This is a genomic window from Sphingobium fuliginis, assembly GCF_015074805.1.
Lineage (GTDB): Bacteria > Pseudomonadota > Alphaproteobacteria > Sphingomonadales > Sphingomonadaceae > Sphingobium > Sphingobium fuliginis.
In genome coordinates this window covers 1,552,203-1,566,312 of the sequence record NZ_CP060035.1, presented here as the reverse complement: position 1 = coordinate 1,566,312, position 14,110 = coordinate 1,552,203, and the positions used below count along the sequence as shown (strand labels likewise).

Genomic DNA, 14,110 nt, shown 5'->3' with positions numbered 1-14,110 from the left:
CGAGCGTAGCGAGCTTCCAGCTTAGCCGTTGAAAATTCACGCTGATGTCGCGCCAGCCCACCCCCTAGCCCCCTCCCGCAGGCGGGAGGGGGAATGTCCGCAATCCACCCAAATCAGCCAGCCCGGCGGCTCACGAACTTATCACGTCACCCGCACCCTCTGCGCTCATGGAAAAACGCAGGGCAATCCTAGGCTCGTTGCAAATCCAGATCCGCCGCGCTGATTCCCAGCCTCCTGATCTGATCCGCCACAGGCGGCCATACGGTCTCCATGAAGCGCGCCCGTTCCATTTCCCGCAACCGCCGCGTCGCGCCGTCGGCGACGAACATGCCGACGCCGCGCTTCACCACGATCAGCCCATCGTCCTGAAAGCATTGATAGGCCTTCGCCACCGTCAGCGGATTGGCGCCCTGCTGCGCGGCCAGGGCGCGCACGGAAGGCAACATGTCCCCGTCGCGAAATTCCCCGTCCAGAATAGAAGCGGCGATGATCTCCCGAAGGCGGAGATAGACGGGTTTTGAGTCGTCGGCCATGGTGCATCAGTGCCATAATACAGCGTGGCAGGTCAAGCGACGCCCTTGCGCCATATCCGGTTGAGCGTGTAACTATCTGTCCCAGACAGAAACTATATTGTCATATTCTGGCCTAGGACGCTCTTCCTGTTCCCGTCCCGCAGTGCCGATGAAGATGAAGCCCGCGATCCGTTCCCCGGCTTTCGCAAAGGCCGCGCGCACATCCTCATTATAGCTGGGCCAGCCCGTCAGCCAGCCCGCCGCAAAGCCCAGCGCATGCGCTGCATGGAGCAGATTCATGATCGCCGCGCCCGCCGACAGTTCCTGTTCCCACACAGGGATCTTGCTACCCTCCACCGGCGCGGACAGCGCGACGACCAGCGTGGGCGCCTGATGCGCGAACTGGCGCATTGACTCCATCTCCAGCCGCCCGGCATCGGGCTTTTCGGCGCGATACGCCGTCTCGAGCAATGCCGCGAGAGCGTTCCGCTTCTCCAGCGGCACGATCACGAAGCGCCAGGGCGCCAGCTTACCATGATCGGGCGTGCGCTGCGCCACCTCCAATATCGTGCGGAGCTGGCCTTCGTCCGGTCCCGGCGCGATCAGGTCGCGGGGCTTGCCCGATCGGCGGGTCTGGAGAAGCGAGAGCGGAGAACTGCGGTCGTTGAACATGGCCGTCCAGATGGCCCGGCGGCGGACAGGACGCAAGGGCAGGGCCGCTCTTTGACAGACGAATAATTTCGGTTCTAGGCTGGCGGCGACAAGGGATGCGTTTCGCAGGGCCCGCAACAAGATAGGATAAGGGGCCGGATGGCGACCTCCATTTCAACGCCCGCCGGGGCAGGAGCGGGCAGGACCTGGCTCGGCCATCCGCGTGGGCTGTTCCTGCTGTTCTTCGTGGAGATGTGGGAACGATTCTCCTTCTACGGCATGCGTGCGCTGCTGATCTTCTACCTGACGCAGCATTTCCTCTTTTCCGATCGCGACGCCAGCTACGCCTATGGCGCCTATATGTCGCTGATCTACATCTCGCCGCTGATGGGCGGCTATCTGGCGGACCGCTATCTCGGCCAGCGCAAGGCCGTGCTGTTCGGCGGTGTCGTCATCGCCGCCGGGCACATCATTTTGGGCATGGAAAGCGACGATGCGGGGGCCATGGGCCTTGGCCTGTTCTGGCTCGGCCTGGCGACGGTGATCACGGGTACGGGCTTCCTCAAATCCAGCGTTTCGGCACTGGTGGGGCAGCTCTATCCGCGCGACGACATGCGACGCGACCCGGCCTATACGATCTTCTACATGGGTATCAACCTGGGTGCGACAATAGGCCCGGTCATCTGCGGCTATCTGGGCCAGACATGGGGCTGGCACTGGGGCTTCGGCGCGGCGTCGGTCGGCATGATCGCGGGCGTGATCGGCTTCATGCTGTGCAGGCCGCTGCTTCAGGGCAAGGGCGAGCCGCGCGATCCCGAACGCCTCAGGCAGCGTGTCGGCGGCATCCTCAGCCGCGAATGGCTGGTCTATCTTTCCAGCCTGGCGTTCATCGCGCTGTGCTGGTTCCTGATCCAGAATCATGTGATCGTCGGCTGGATGCTGGCCGCGGCAAGCGTCGCCGTCGTGCTGTACATCCTCTGGGAAGCGTTCGGCCGGATGGAGCGGATCGGCCGCGACCGGATGCTGGCGGCGCTGTTCCTGCTGGTCATCAATCCGCTCTTCTGGGGCCTGTACGAACAGACGGGATCGTCGCTCAGCCTTTTCACGGATCGCTATACGGACCGGAACATCTGGGGCTTCAACGTGCCCGCCTCGATGTTCCAGTCCGTCAACGCCGCCTATATATTGATGTTCGGACCGGTGATGGCGGGCTTGTGGATCTGGCTGGCGGAGCGGGGTTGGGAACCCTCCACTCCTGCCAAGTTCGGCATTGCGCTGGCGCTGGTGGGCGCGGGCTTCCTGATCCTGGTGGCGGGAACCGGCGCGCCCGGCACGCTGACGCCGGTGCTGTTCATCTTCCTGCTCTATCTTTGCCACACGCTGGGCGAACTCTGCCTGTCCCCTGTCGGCCTGTCCGCCATGTCGAAACTGGCGCCGTCGCGGATGATCGGCCTGATGATGGGCATCTGGTTCCTGGCCATGGCGCTGGGCGAATATGCCGCCGGGCTGATTGCGGCGGCGACGGGCGGAGAGGGCGGCGCGGCCTCCCGCGGCGATGTGCTGGCGGTCTATGGCAGGATCGGCTGGTGGTCGGTCGGTGCGGGGCTGGTCGTCATGGCGCTGGCGCCCCTGGTGAAGCGGCTGATGCACGCCGACCGGTTCGACGAAGAGGGCGAATGAGCGGCGCTACCCCGTCGCGCCCCATATGTCGCTGGCGCGGATGAAGCCCTTCTGCCCCCCTACGTCGAAGGCGCACCAGCCCTTGCCGCAGGAGGAAAGCCGCCCCACCACGCCCTTCTGCGCGCGGAACAGGGCGCGGGCGTCCTCGCTGGGGGAATCGCGCATCGGAGCGATGTCCGCCGTGACGATGGCGGTGGGGGTGTCGCTCAGCAGGCGGACATGCATCCACCCCTGCGTGCCGGTCGAATCCTCCACCTTGCGCCACAGGCCCAGCACCTGCACCACCTTCACCGGCAGGTCGCGGCGGCGATAGACCCAGTTGGACGGGTAATCCAGGCTGGGGCCCACGCGCATGCGCGCCTCGGCCTGGGTCAGCGACGCCCAATAGGGCACCGGCTTCGCAGGCGCGGCCCATGCCCCGCCCGCCCAGCACAGCGCCGCGACCATGCCCGCGCCCAGATAGCCCTTCATGCCCATATCGTCCCCATTGCCTGACTGCCGGACCATAGCCGCTCGCGGCCATGACCGACAACCGCTCTCTTGCGGATATGGATAAGCGCTTGACCATCGTCCTCACGGGGAATAGCGGCCAGACATGGCCAAGAAACCGCGCCCCGCCACGCCGCGCGTCATCGTTACGCGCCGCCTGCCTCCCAATGTCGAGGCGCGCATGGCCGATCTGTTCGATACGGTCTTCAACATCGGTGACGTGCCGATGGATCGCGCCGCGCTGACCCGCGCCATGGCGCAATGCGACGTGCTGGTGCCGTCCGTCACCGACCAGATCGACGCCGCGCTGATCGAGGCCGCGCCGGAGAGGCTGCAACTCATCGCCAGCTTCGGCAGCGGCGTCGATCATATCGACCTCAATGCCGCGCGGCAGAAGGGGATCATCGTCACCAACACGCCCGGCGTGCTGACCGAAGACACCGCCGACATGACGATGGCGTTGATCCTGTCGGTGCCGCGCCGCCTGGCGGAGGGGGAGAAGCTGGTGCGCTCTGGCGCGTGGACCGGCTGGAGCCCGTCGGGCATGCTGGGGCACCGCATCGGCGGCAAGAAGCTGGGCATCATCGGCATGGGCCGCATCGGCCGTGCGGTCGCGCGCCGCGCGGCAGCCTTCGGTCTTTCCATCGCCTATCACAACCGCCACCGCCTTCCCTTCGAAGTGGAGCAGGAATTGCAGGCGCACTGGCATGGCGATCTGGAGTCTCTGCTGGCGGGCAGCGACATCGTGTCGATCCACTGCCCGCTCAACGCCGACAGCCGCGGGATGATCGACGCCCGGCGGATCGCGCTGATGCGGTCCGACGCCTATCTGATCAACACCTCGCGAGCCGAGATCACGGATGAACCGGCCTTGATCGGGGCGCTTGCGGAAGGACGGATCGCAGGGGCTGGGCTGGACGTCTACACGCATGAACCGGCGGTCGACACCCGGTTGCTGGACCTCTCCAATGTGGTGCTGCTGCCGCATATGGGGTCCGCGACAATCGAGGGGCGCGACGCCACCGGGGCACGGGTGATCGCCAATATCCGCAGTTGGGTCGACGGCCACCGGCCGCCCAATCAGGTGCTGGAAGGTTGGGTCTGAAGCAACCGCCGGTGCGATGGGGAGATGGGTGGTAATCTGACGCCCACTTATCCCTGTCCCTTGAGGGAGAAGGCTGCGCAGACTTGGCAGCTTGCTGCCTAGTCGTAGCTGGGTGAGGGGGGTGCGATCCAACGGATCGCGCGGACCGCAGGCCCGCTTCCCTCCTCTAAATCAGCCCAGGCTCCTTCGTCGCCAAGGCTTCCCATCCTCCTCCCTCAAGGAGAAGGAAGGTCTTGAAATCGCCAATCCCAATCCTCCCCTCATCACCCACATTTCAAGCCAGTGGATCCAGGGTCCCAAGCGCCGCGACCAGTCCCAGTATGAGGACCGCCAGGCTGGTTTCCGCCAGCAGCGACAGGCGCAGATGGGCAACGCCTCCGTTCCTCTCCAGCATCGGCGTCAACCACCAGCGATTGGCGGCGGCGAGCAGCAGCATGCCGGCGAACAGCGCCAGCTTGGTGAGAAGCAGCCAGCCATAAAGGCCATGCAGAAGCGCGGGCAGTTGGGCTATACCGACGATCATCACTGCGTTGAATGCGCCGGTCAGGATCAGCGTCGCGACGAAGATCGTGCCGAACAGGGAGAAACGCTCCAGCATATGGGCGGTTCGTCCGCTCTCCCTTCCCGACAGCACGGCGTGCAGCAAGGCCAGCAGCGCACCGAACCATCCGGCGGCGGCCAGCACATGCAGCGCGTCCGCGATGCGGTGGGCGCTGCCGGCAAGGCCTTCGCTGGCGGCGGCATGGCCCGACCAGGCCAGGGTCGCGGCGGCGATGGCGGCGGGCAGGGCCAGGGCGGCGTTCCATCCGGCGCCCTGCCGGAGCAGCAGCGGCAGGATCGACAGCAGCGCGACGGCCCGCACCGCCAGCACCATGCCAAGCGGCGTTTCCTTGAGCAATATCCCGACGACGCCCCAGTCGGGGGGCAGGAACGGGGTTCCCGCCATGGCCGCCGCGCTGGCGAGCAGCCACAGGGCGGAGAGCGCAAGCCCGGCCACCGCCAGCGCGCCGATCGCCCCGCGCGGCGCGCTTCCGCCCATGCTCCACCAGAACAGTGGCAGGCCGGCGAGCGCTGCAAGATCGGCGTACAGGGCGAAACGGGCAGTGACGAGAAGCCAGTCCATCGACCTTATTTGACCGAGAAGCTGTATTTGCCCGCGATCTTGTGCTGGTCGGCGCCGACAATGTGCCAGTTGAGGTCGTAGCTGCCGGCCGGCAGCGCCCGGGGCAGGGTGACGATCATGGTCTTCCCGTCCCCGTCGACCGCTGTCTTGAAGCCCTTGATCGGCATCGGCGCATGATCGGCCATGCCCGGCATGCCGGTCATGATGAGGTCCACGCCGCTCAAGGGCGCGAGCAGCTTTTCGGAAAAGCTGAGCGTCAGCCGGGTGGGTTTGGAGACGGTGGCGTCCGCCGCCGGGCTGGAGGAAAGCAGCTTCGGATGCGCCAGCGCTGCGGAGGGGAGGGCGGCAAGGCCGAAGGCGGCGGCCAGCATGGCGGGGGTGAACAGGTTGCGACGCATGATGATAGGCTCCCGATAGATTGCGGTTACGGACCATTACGCATTGCGCTTTCCGACCCCTCGACCGGAGCGCAGGAATTTTTGCATGAGGGGTCGGTAAGCGCCCTGCGTATTGCAGGCGACAGGACATGGTTGTTTGTGGTGATTTCCGGCGTGGCGGATGATGCCCGCCGGCTTGAAGCCGCTATGTGGAGTGAAAGTGATGAGCGACCTCGATCAGCTATTGGGCCAGGTGGCCGCCCAGATGCGGAACACCCCCGCCGATCCGCGTCTGGAAAGGCTGGAGGACGCCGTGATGGCAGGCGTCGTCTCGCGCCGCGAACGGGCCGTGGCGCGGCGCAGCCTCGCGCTGGCGGGGATCGTCGCGGTCGGCATCGGGTGGATCGGCAGCGTGGTGCCCGGCAGCCCGGCGCAGGCGGCGTCCCGGCCCGCCATCATCGGCATGTCGGATTACGCACCCTCCCGCCTGCTGGGGCAGTGAGTCATGCAGGGGGCAAGGGCATGAGGGGAACCGCACGCTATGGGCTGGTCGCGCTGGTCGCCTTTGCAGCGGCGCTGGCGGCGGTGCTGGTGGCGCGGGCCTGGATCGCGCCGGAACCGCGCGTCGAAAGCGAGGTTCATGCCCTGATCCACCAGAAGCTGGAACTGGATGCGGCGCAGGAACGGCGCATTCACGCGCTGGAGGCGGATTTCGCGAGGCGGCGCGAGGCCATGGAGGCGGAGATGCGCGCCGACAATGCGCGACTGGCGCAGGCGATCGCGGCGGAGCATGGCTATGGCCCGAAAGTGGCCGAGGCCGTCGACCGGTCGCATCACGTCATGGGCATGCTTCAGAAGGAGACGCTGAAGCATATCTTCGCGATGCGCGCCGTGCTGCGGCCGGATCAGGCGGCGCAGTTCGACGCCGCCATCGTCAAGGCGCTGACCCGGCCAGCCCCCGTCCCGCCGGAGCGGTGAGCCCGTCGCTCACCGAACGCGGCGATGCAGAGCTGGCCGCGCTGGCGCTCGCCGGGCAGCAGAGCGCCTATGGCGAGCTGATGCGCCGCCATCGCGACGCCGTGTTCCGTCTGGCGCGGGGACATGCGGGCGATGCGACGGAGGCGCTCGACATCACGCAGGAGACGTTCATCTCCGCCTTCGCCGCGCTTGGCCGCTATGATGGCGCGCGGCCCTTCCGGCTGTGGATCGCGCGGATCGCGGTGAATAAATGCCGTGACTGGGCGCGGCGGCGGGCGGTGCGGCGCTTCTTCACCTTCGCCCGGCCGATAGAGGAAGCAGGCGCCGTGGCGGACGGCATGCCGACGCCGGAGGAGGCTGTCCAGTCCCGGGCGGAGCTGGCGCATATCCATGCAGCCATCGCCGCATTGCCCGGCAATCTCAAGGACGTGCTGGTTCTGCGCGCCATCGAGGGAATGAGCCAGGCGGAGGCGGCGCAGATATTGGGCATCAGCGAGAAAGCCGTCGAAACACGCCTCTACAGGGCGCGCAACAAATTGGCTGAAGGATTGAGGGATGGGGCGACGGGCCGCGTATAGGGGGAAACCGTCCTTATTGCAGAGCTGTCCATGCCCTTCACCCTTCCCGATGTCGATCGCCGCACCCTCGTCCGCAATCTTGCCGGACTGGGCGGCGCGCTGGCGCTGAGCCGGGTTTTCCCCGCCTGGGCGCGAAGCGGAACGGCCGGCCTGACGCCGGCCCCGGAAGTGCTGAGCGGCGAGGCCATCGCCCTGACCGTGGCGGAAGGGCATTTTTCGACCGGCGGGCGTTCGGCGCACGCGGTGATGATCAACGGCACGCTGCCCGCGCCGCTCATCCGCCTCAAGGAAGGGCAGAATGTCCGCCTGTCCGTCACCAACCGGCTGCGGGAGGATACGTCGATCCACTGGCACGGCCTGATCGTGCCCTTCCAGATGGACGGGGTGCCGGGGGTCAGCTTTCCCGGCATCCGCCCCGGCGAGACCTTCACCTATGAATTCCCCATCCGGCAGTCCGGCACCTACTGGTATCACAGCCATTCCGGCATGCAGGAGGCCGTCGGCCATTATGGGCCGATCGTGATCGATCCGGCGGGAACCGATCCGGTGGAAGCCACGCGCGAGCATGTCGTCATCCTGTCCGACTGGAGCCCGGTCCACCCGCACGTCCTGCTGAAGCGCCTCAAACAGATGGGCGGCTATTTCAACATGCAGAAGCAGACCTTGGCGGGGCTGCTGGCCGGGAAGGACCAGAACGCGAAGGAGCGCATGGAATGGGGCGCAATGCGGATGGACCCGACCGACATATCCGACATCACCGGATCGACCTACAGCTTTCTGGTGAACGGCCATGGCACGGCGGAGAACTGGACCGGCCTCTTCACGCCGGGCGAGCGGGTGCGGCTGCGCATCATCAATGCGGCGGCCATGACCAACTTCAACCTGCGGCTGCCGGGCCTGCCGATGACCGTGGTGCAGTGCGACGGCCAGTATGTGCAGCCGGTCGAGACCGACGAGTTCCAGATTGGCATCGCGGAAACCTATGATGTGGTGGTGCAGCCCGGGGAAGCGAAGCCCTACGCCCTGATCGCGGAAGCGATAGACCGATCGGGCCTCGTTCGGGCGACCCTGGCGCCGCGCATGGGCCTTGCGGCGGAGGTGCCGCCGCTGCGCGCCCGACCGCTGCTCGGCATGAAGGACATGGGCATGGACATGTCCGGAATGGACATGGGGCAGGGCGGAGTCATCGATCTCAGCCAGCCCGCCAATGAAGGCATGGCCGGCCATTCGATGAAGATGCGCGACAGGTCGGTGGCGCCGCAGGTGAAGATGGGACCGGGCGTCGCGACGCTCTCGCCCATGCCGGCCGACAGGACCGCCGACCGCCCGACGGGGCTGGAGACCGTCGACCATCGCGTGCTGACCTATGCCGATCTCAAATCGCTGACGCCCCATGCGGACAGGCGTCCGCCGACCCGGACGCTCGACATCCACCTGACCGCGAACATGGAGCGCTATATGTGGTCCTTCGACGGGGTGAAGCTGTCGGATGGGGCGGACCCCATTCCCTTCCGCCATGGGGAGCGGGTGCGCGTCAACCTGATCAACGACACGATGATGCCGCACCCGATCCATCTTCATGGCCATTTCTTCGAACTGGTGACCGGTGCGGGCGACCATAATCCGCTCAAGCACACGGTGAACGTGCTGCCGGGGGGAAAGGTGAGTTTCGACCTTACCGCCGACGCGCTGGGCGATTGGGCCTTCCACTGCCATATGCTGATGCACATGCACACGGGGATGATGCGCGTCGTGACCGTGCGGCACGCGGGGGACGCGGCATGAAGGCGCCGGTTTGCCTGGCCGCGCTGCTGCTCGCTTCCGCCGCCTTGCCGGTCTGGGCGCAGGATCATGGCGGGATGGACCACGGCGCCATGCAGCAGGACGATCATTCCGACCATCCGCCTGCCGGGGACGCCCATGCCGGTCACGGCCAGCCCGCGCCCGATGACGGCGTGCCCAAGGGGGTGGCCCCTCCCATGCCGTCCGATCATGCCTCGGAAGCCTTTTACAACCCCGCCGAAATGGCGCGCGCCCGTGCCGCCATGCTCAAGGAAAGCGGCGGCATGACCTTCTCCCGGCTGATGCTCGACCGGCTCGAATATCGCATGGGCAGGGGCGCCGACGGCTATCATTGGGAAGGGGAGGGCTGGATAGGCGGCGACATCGACCGTTTCGCCTTCAAGACCGAAGGAGAGGGCGAATTCGGCGGCCCGCTGGAAAGCGCGGAGGTGCAGGCGCTTTACAGCCACTCCATCGATCCCTGGTTCAACCTGGAAGCCGGCGTCCGCCACGACATTCGCCCCGATCCGCAGCGGACCTATGCGGTGGTGGGGATAGAGGGCCTCGCCCCCTATTGGTTCGAGGTCGGCGCGCAGGCCTTTCTGTCCGATAAGGGCGACGCGCATCTGCGGCTGGAGGGCAGCTACGACCAACGCATTACCCAGCGCCTGATCCTGCAACCGGCGGCGGAGATCAACCTCGCGGCGCAGGACGTGCCGGAACTGGGCATCGGTTCGGGTCTTTCCGACATCGAGTTGGGATTGCGCCTGCGCTATGAATTCGCGCGTGAATTCGCGCCCTATGTCGGGGTCAACTGGGAACGCAAGCTGGGCGACACCGCCCGCTTCACCCGGCGGGATGGAGAGCGGGCTGCAACGACGAGCCTGGTGATGGGCGTGCGCTTCTGGTTCTGATCGCCTGACCGCGGTCAGGAACCGGCGGTCCCGCCATCCGTTGGAAGGAGCAGGTCTTTCACCGGAAGGAGTGTCGCATGATCCGTCTGGCCATTATTTCGCTCGTGATCGCCGCCGTGCTGGCCATATTGGGCTTCGGCGGCGCGGCGGGCGCCTTCGTGGGTATCGCGAAGTTCCTGTTCGTGCTGGCGATCGCACTGTTCGTCATCTTCCTCGTCCTTGGCCTGATGGCTGGCAAGGGGATCAAGAACGCGATAGACCGATGACCCATGACGGAGATCGGTGCTAGAGTGGATGAAACCGGGCGGTTGGTCCGCGACGAGGCGGGTTTTCTGCTCCAGCGCGATCTGGGCGGCAGTTTCCGCCTGGTGTTGCTGCGGGTACCCGTCGACCATGTGGAAAAGCGGGTGCGGGTTCAGGGCTATTATGCCGGCGACGGCATAGTGGAGGTGGAGGGGGTGGCCGCGGCCTGACGGCGCGCAGCCCTCCTCCGATCAGGGATTGATCGAGTCGCGCGGATCGCCTGACGCCATGACGTCATGCGTGCTGACGAAACGGGCGCAGGCTCCGAAACCACGGTTGTTCTCCAGTGGCAGGGCGGTTTCGCAATAGGCGCATTCGGCCATCAGCCGGCCGACCATCCACTGGCTGCGGCCGCAACTGGGGCAGTGATTGGCTTCCCCCGGATGATAGTGGATGATGTAACCCCTTAAGGCCGGGTCGAAAGACTTGCCGGTCGCGAGGCTGGAAACTGGGCGCATCGTCTCTTCCTCCTCAGACATATATCTCGGCATCGACGTAAAATTCGGAAATTTCCCCCGAGCTTCACATCAGCATTGATGCAACGACGAACGTCAGAGCGAGCGACCCTTTATCATCTCTGCAAAGCCCGCTCCTTGCACCAGAACGCGGCTGCAACCCAATGTATCCCGCCCCGGAGGACCGCGTCTACAAGAAAGATTATCGAGGACCGTCCCATTTTCGCGCCTTCGCATTTGACTTGAGGCGCGCAGGCGCTATGGCGGCGCGCATCGGGACATATCCGCTTCGGCCGTGAGTTGGGGCGCATCCCGCCACCTTGCCGTCCGGTCTTTTTTCGCCGTCCGGCGAGCCTCTGGTGGAATAGCGTCATCCTGCCTGCTCCTGGCCGGGCAACTGCGAGGAGACGCACGACTCATGACCGCCATCGGACAGGACACACTCGGCACGCGCGACACTTTGAAGGTCGGCGGCAAGGACATCGCCTATTATTCGCTGAAGAAGGCCGCCGCGAAGCTTGGAGACGTTTCGCGCCTGCCTTTCTCGATGAAGGTGCTGCTGGAGAACCTGCTCCGTTTCGAAGACGGCGTCACCGTCACCACCGACGACATCCAGGCGATCGTCGACTGGCAGAATGACAAGGGCAAGGCGGAGCGGGAGATCCAGTATCGCCCCGCCCGCGTGCTGATGCAGGACTTCACCGGCGTTCCCTGCGTGGTCGACCTGGCCGCCATGCGCGACGCGATGACCGCGCTGGGCGCCGACGCCGGCAAGATCAACCCGCAGGTGCCCGTCCACCTCGTCATCGACCACTCGGTCATGGTTGACGAATTCGGCACGCCCAAGGCGTTCGAGCAGAATGTGGAAATCGAATATCAGCGCAATATGGAGCGCTACGACTTCCTGAAATGGGGTTCGAAGTCGCTCGCCAACTTCTACGCCGTGCCGCCGGGCACCGGCATCTGCCATCAGGTGAACCTGGAAAATATCGCGCAGGCCGTCTGGTCGAGCGAAGGCCCCGACGGCGTCACCGTCGCCTATCCCGACACCTGCGTCGGCACCGACAGCCACACCACCATGATCAACGGCCTGGGCGTGCTGGGCTGGGGCGTGGGCGGCATCGAGGCTGAGGCCGCGATGCTGGGCCAGCCCGTCTCCATGCTCATTCCCGAAGTCGTCGGCTTCCGCTTCACCGGCGAACTGAAGGAAGGCGTCACCGCCACCGACCTCGTCCTCACCTGCACCCAGATGCTGCGCGCCCGTGGCGTCGTGGGCCGCTTCGTCGAATATTTCGGCCCCGGCCTTGCCACCCTGTCGCTGGCCGACCGCGCGACGCTCGCCAACATGGCGCCGGAATATGGCGCGACCTGCGGCTTCTTCGGCATTGACGACAAGACGCTCGACTATATGCGCCTGACCGGCCGCACCGAAGAGAATATCGCCCTGGTCGAAGCCTATGCCAAGGAGCAGGGCTTCTGGATCGATCCGTCGGTCGAACCGGTCTTCACCGACACGCTGGAACTGGACCTCGGCACCGTCGTCCCCAGCCTCGCAGGGCCGAAGCGCCCGCAGGACCGCGTTTCGCTGCCGGAAGTGGACGATGTGTTCAACGCCGACATGGAAAAGGTCTACAAGAAGGCCCAGGCGCGCGTTCCGGTCGAGGGCAAGGATTTCGACATTGGCGACGGCGACGTCACCATCGCCGCGATCACCAGCTGCACCAACACCTCGAACCCCGGCGTCCTGGTCGCCGCGGGCCTCGTCGCCAAGAAGGCGAACGAACTGGGCCTGAAGCCCAAGCCCTGGGTCAAGACCTCGCTGGCGCCCGGCTCGCAGGTGGTCACCGACTATCTGGAAAAGGCAGGGCTCCAGTCGCATCTCGACGCCGTCGGCTTCAACCTCGTCGGCTATGGCTGCACCACCTGCATCGGCAACTCCGGCCCGCTGGCCGAGCCGATCAGCAAGGCGATCAACGAAAACGGCCTGGTCGCCGCCGCCGTCATCTCCGGCAACCGCAATTTCGAGGGCCGCGTGTCGCCCGACGTGCGCGCCAACTTCCTGGCCTCGCCGCCGCTGGTCGTCGCCTATGCGCTGAAGGGCACGGTGGTCGAAGACTTCATCACCACGCCGATCGGGACTGGCAAGGACGGTCAGCAGGTGTTCCTGAAGGACATCTGGCCGACCAACGACGAAGTGGCCTCGACCATGGCGGGCTGCATGGACCGCCAGATGTTCCAGGCGCGCTATGCCAATGTCTACAAGGGCGACGCCCACTGGCAGGCGATCGATGTCACCGGTTCGGACACCTATAGCTGGCGCGCCGGCTCTACTTATGTCGCCAACCCGCCCTATTTCGAGGGCCTGACCATGACCCCGAAGCCGGTCACCGACATCGTGGAGGCCAAGCCGCTGGCGATCTTCGGCGACTCGATCACCACCGACCACATCTCCCCGGCCGGTTCGATCAAGGCGACCAGCCCGGCGGGCAAGTGGCTGCAGGAGCGTCAGGTGGCGCAGGCCGACTTCAACAGCTACGGCGCGCGCCGCGGCCATCACGAGGTCATGATGCGCGGCACCTTCGCCAATATCCGCATCAAGAACCTGATGCTGGACGGTGTGGAAGGCGGCATGACCCGCTATGAAGGCGAAGTCATGCCGATCTACGACGCGGCGATGAAGCACAAGGCCGACGGCACCCCGCTGGTCGTCATCGGCGGCAAGGAATATGGCACCGGTTCGTCGCGCGACTGGGCGGCGAAGGGAACCAACCTGCTGGGCGTGCGCGCCGTCATCGTAGAGAGCTTCGAACGTATCCACCGTTCGAACCTGGTCGGCATGGGCGTGCTGCCGCTCCAGTTCAAGGACGGCCAGAACAAGGACACGTTCGGTCTGACCGGCGACGAAACCTTCACCATCCAGAATGTCGCCGGCCTGAAGCCGCGCCAGGATGTCGAAGTGATCGTGAAGCGCGCGGACGGTTCCACCTTCACCTTCACCGCGCTTTGCCGCATCGATACCGTCAACGAACTGGATTATTTCCTGAACGGCGGCATCCTCCAATATGTGCTGCGCAAGCTCGCCGCCTGACCGGCCAACGCATAAGGATGATGAAAAGGGCTCTCTCCATGAGGAGGGAGCCCTTTTCCTTTGGAGGCAAGGCCG

Annotated in this window: 16 protein-coding genes; 10 read left to right on the top strand and 6 right to left on the bottom strand. The window is 65.6% G+C overall.

The features are described 5' to 3' along the window. Window positions 1-188 precede the first annotated feature (188 nt). Together H5V43_RS07335 and H5V43_RS07330 are read right to left on the bottom strand one after the other, a co-directional pair. A complete protein-coding gene (locus H5V43_RS07335; protein ID WP_025552190.1) occupies window positions 189-533 on the bottom strand; it encodes a GntR family transcriptional regulator in 345 nt (114 codons plus the stop codon). A gap of 72 nt (window positions 534-605) precedes the next feature. Continuing rightward, window positions 606-1,184, bottom strand: a complete 579-nt coding sequence (locus H5V43_RS07330) for a nitroreductase family protein (protein WP_025552188.1) — start codon at window positions 1,182-1,184, stop codon at window positions 606-608. 138 nt (window positions 1,185-1,322) lie between these two features. Here H5V43_RS07330 and H5V43_RS07325 point away from each other — a divergent pair, with 138 nt between their 5' ends. Continuing rightward, window positions 1,323-2,843 (top strand): peptide MFS transporter, encoded by a 1,521-nt coding sequence (locus H5V43_RS07325; protein WP_025552186.1) that lies wholly within the window; start codon window positions 1,323-1,325, stop codon window positions 2,841-2,843. A gap of 6 nt (window positions 2,844-2,849) precedes the next feature. Here the strand turns inward: H5V43_RS07325 and H5V43_RS07320 are convergent, their stop codons facing one another. Further along, window positions 2,850-3,320, bottom strand: a complete 471-nt coding sequence (locus H5V43_RS07320) for an SH3 domain-containing protein (protein WP_061935501.1) — start codon at window positions 3,318-3,320, stop codon at window positions 2,850-2,852. A gap of 118 nt (window positions 3,321-3,438) precedes the next feature. Between H5V43_RS07320 and H5V43_RS07315 the strand changes: the two genes are divergently transcribed. Beyond that, the gene (locus H5V43_RS07315) at window positions 3,439-4,437 is read left to right on the top strand and encodes a 2-hydroxyacid dehydrogenase (protein WP_025552184.1); all 999 of its coding nucleotides are present in this window, start codon (window positions 3,439-3,441) and stop codon (window positions 4,435-4,437) included. Window positions 4,438-4,711: 274 nt separating this feature from the next. Here the strand turns inward: H5V43_RS07315 and copD are convergent, their stop codons facing one another. Both copD and copC read right to left on the bottom strand, forming a co-directional pair. Continuing rightward, window positions 4,712-5,560, bottom strand: coding sequence for a copper homeostasis membrane protein CopD (copD, locus tag H5V43_RS07310; RefSeq protein WP_025551835.1), 849 nt, complete (start codon window positions 5,558-5,560; stop codon window positions 4,712-4,714). A 5-nt stretch (window positions 5,561-5,565) separates the two neighbouring features. Next, a complete protein-coding gene (gene copC, locus H5V43_RS07305; protein ID WP_025551834.1) occupies window positions 5,566-5,958 on the bottom strand; it encodes a copper homeostasis periplasmic binding protein CopC in 393 nt (130 codons plus the stop codon). Between the two features lie 202 nt (window positions 5,959-6,160). Here copC and H5V43_RS07300 point away from each other — a divergent pair, with 202 nt between their 5' ends. The 7 genes from H5V43_RS07300 (at window position 6,161) to H5V43_RS07270 (ending at window position 10,662) form a co-directional block, all read left to right on the top strand. Further along, the gene (locus H5V43_RS07300; RefSeq protein ID WP_025551832.1) at window positions 6,161-6,439 is read left to right on the top strand and encodes a hypothetical protein; all 279 of its coding nucleotides are present in this window, start codon (window positions 6,161-6,163) and stop codon (window positions 6,437-6,439) included. Between the two features lie 20 nt (window positions 6,440-6,459). Next, the gene (locus tag H5V43_RS07295) at window positions 6,460-6,915 is read left to right on the top strand and encodes a periplasmic heavy metal sensor (protein WP_025551831.1); all 456 of its coding nucleotides are present in this window, start codon (window positions 6,460-6,462) and stop codon (window positions 6,913-6,915) included. After that, window positions 6,912-7,493, top strand: a complete 582-nt coding sequence (locus tag H5V43_RS07290) for an RNA polymerase sigma factor (RefSeq protein ID WP_025551829.1) — start codon at window positions 6,912-6,914, stop codon at window positions 7,491-7,493. The genes H5V43_RS07295 and H5V43_RS07290 overlap by 4 nt, the downstream gene beginning before the upstream one ends. 30 nt (window positions 7,494-7,523) lie before the next feature. After that, window positions 7,524-9,278, top strand: a complete 1,755-nt coding sequence (locus H5V43_RS07285; RefSeq protein WP_037484133.1) for a copper resistance system multicopper oxidase — start codon at window positions 7,524-7,526, stop codon at window positions 9,276-9,278. After that, window positions 9,275-10,189, top strand: coding sequence for a copper resistance protein B (locus H5V43_RS07280; protein ID WP_025551825.1), 915 nt, complete (start codon window positions 9,275-9,277; stop codon window positions 10,187-10,189). The genes H5V43_RS07285 and H5V43_RS07280 overlap by 4 nt, the downstream gene beginning before the upstream one ends. A 77-nt stretch (window positions 10,190-10,266) precedes the next feature. Further along, complete coding sequence (locus H5V43_RS07275; protein ID WP_025551823.1) at window positions 10,267-10,455, top strand: DUF1328 domain-containing protein; 189 nt, start codon at window positions 10,267-10,269, stop codon at window positions 10,453-10,455. 3 nt (window positions 10,456-10,458) lie between these two features. Next, window positions 10,459-10,662, top strand: coding sequence for a DUF5818 domain-containing protein (locus H5V43_RS07270; protein WP_193666799.1), 204 nt, complete (start codon window positions 10,459-10,461; stop codon window positions 10,660-10,662). A gap of 21 nt (window positions 10,663-10,683) precedes the next feature. Here the strand turns inward: H5V43_RS07270 and H5V43_RS07265 are convergent, their stop codons facing one another. Then, window positions 10,684-10,950: a hypothetical protein gene (locus H5V43_RS07265; RefSeq protein WP_044662520.1), complete on the bottom strand. Its 267-nt coding sequence runs from the start codon at window positions 10,948-10,950 to the stop codon at window positions 10,684-10,686. A 415-nt stretch (window positions 10,951-11,365) separates the two neighbouring features. Here H5V43_RS07265 and acnA point away from each other — a divergent pair, with 415 nt between their 5' ends. After that, window positions 11,366-14,035, top strand: coding sequence for an aconitate hydratase AcnA (gene acnA, locus H5V43_RS07260; RefSeq protein WP_025551821.1), 2,670 nt, complete (start codon window positions 11,366-11,368; stop codon window positions 14,033-14,035). Window positions 14,036-14,110 lie beyond the last annotated feature (75 nt).

Bases quoted from the DNA above. Each gene is read 5' to 3' on its own strand.
- H5V43_RS07335 (WP_025552190.1), bottom strand. From the start codon at position 533: ATGGCCGACGACTCAAAACCCGTCTATCTCCGCCTTCGGGAGATCATC.
- H5V43_RS07330 (WP_025552188.1), bottom strand. From the start codon at position 1,184: ATGTTCAACGACCGCAGTTCTCCGCTCTCGCTTCTCCAGACCCGCCGA.
- H5V43_RS07325 (WP_025552186.1), top strand. From the start codon at position 1,323: ATGGCGACCTCCATTTCAACGCCCGCCGGGGCAGGAGCGGGCAGGACC.
- H5V43_RS07320 (WP_061935501.1), bottom strand. From the start codon at position 3,320: ATGGGCATGAAGGGCTATCTGGGCGCGGGCATGGTCGCGGCGCTGTGC.
- H5V43_RS07315 (WP_025552184.1), top strand. From the start codon at position 3,439: ATGGCCAAGAAACCGCGCCCCGCCACGCCGCGCGTCATCGTTACGCGC.
- copD (WP_025551835.1), bottom strand. From the start codon at position 5,560: ATGGACTGGCTTCTCGTCACTGCCCGTTTCGCCCTGTACGCCGATCTT.
- copC (WP_025551834.1), bottom strand. From the start codon at position 5,958: ATGCGTCGCAACCTGTTCACCCCCGCCATGCTGGCCGCCGCCTTCGGC.
- H5V43_RS07300 (WP_025551832.1), top strand. From the start codon at position 6,161: ATGAGCGACCTCGATCAGCTATTGGGCCAGGTGGCCGCCCAGATGCGG.
- H5V43_RS07295 (WP_025551831.1), top strand. From the start codon at position 6,460: ATGAGGGGAACCGCACGCTATGGGCTGGTCGCGCTGGTCGCCTTTGCA.
- H5V43_RS07285 (WP_037484133.1), top strand. From the start codon at position 7,524: ATGCCCTTCACCCTTCCCGATGTCGATCGCCGCACCCTCGTCCGCAAT.
- H5V43_RS07280 (WP_025551825.1), top strand. From the start codon at position 9,275: ATGAAGGCGCCGGTTTGCCTGGCCGCGCTGCTGCTCGCTTCCGCCGCC.
- H5V43_RS07275 (WP_025551823.1), top strand. From the start codon at position 10,267: ATGATCCGTCTGGCCATTATTTCGCTCGTGATCGCCGCCGTGCTGGCC.
- H5V43_RS07270 (WP_193666799.1), top strand. From the start codon at position 10,459: ATGACGGAGATCGGTGCTAGAGTGGATGAAACCGGGCGGTTGGTCCGC.
- H5V43_RS07265 (WP_044662520.1), bottom strand. From the start codon at position 10,950: ATGCGCCCAGTTTCCAGCCTCGCGACCGGCAAGTCTTTCGACCCGGCC.
- acnA (WP_025551821.1), top strand. From the start codon at position 11,366: ATGACCGCCATCGGACAGGACACACTCGGCACGCGCGACACTTTGAAG.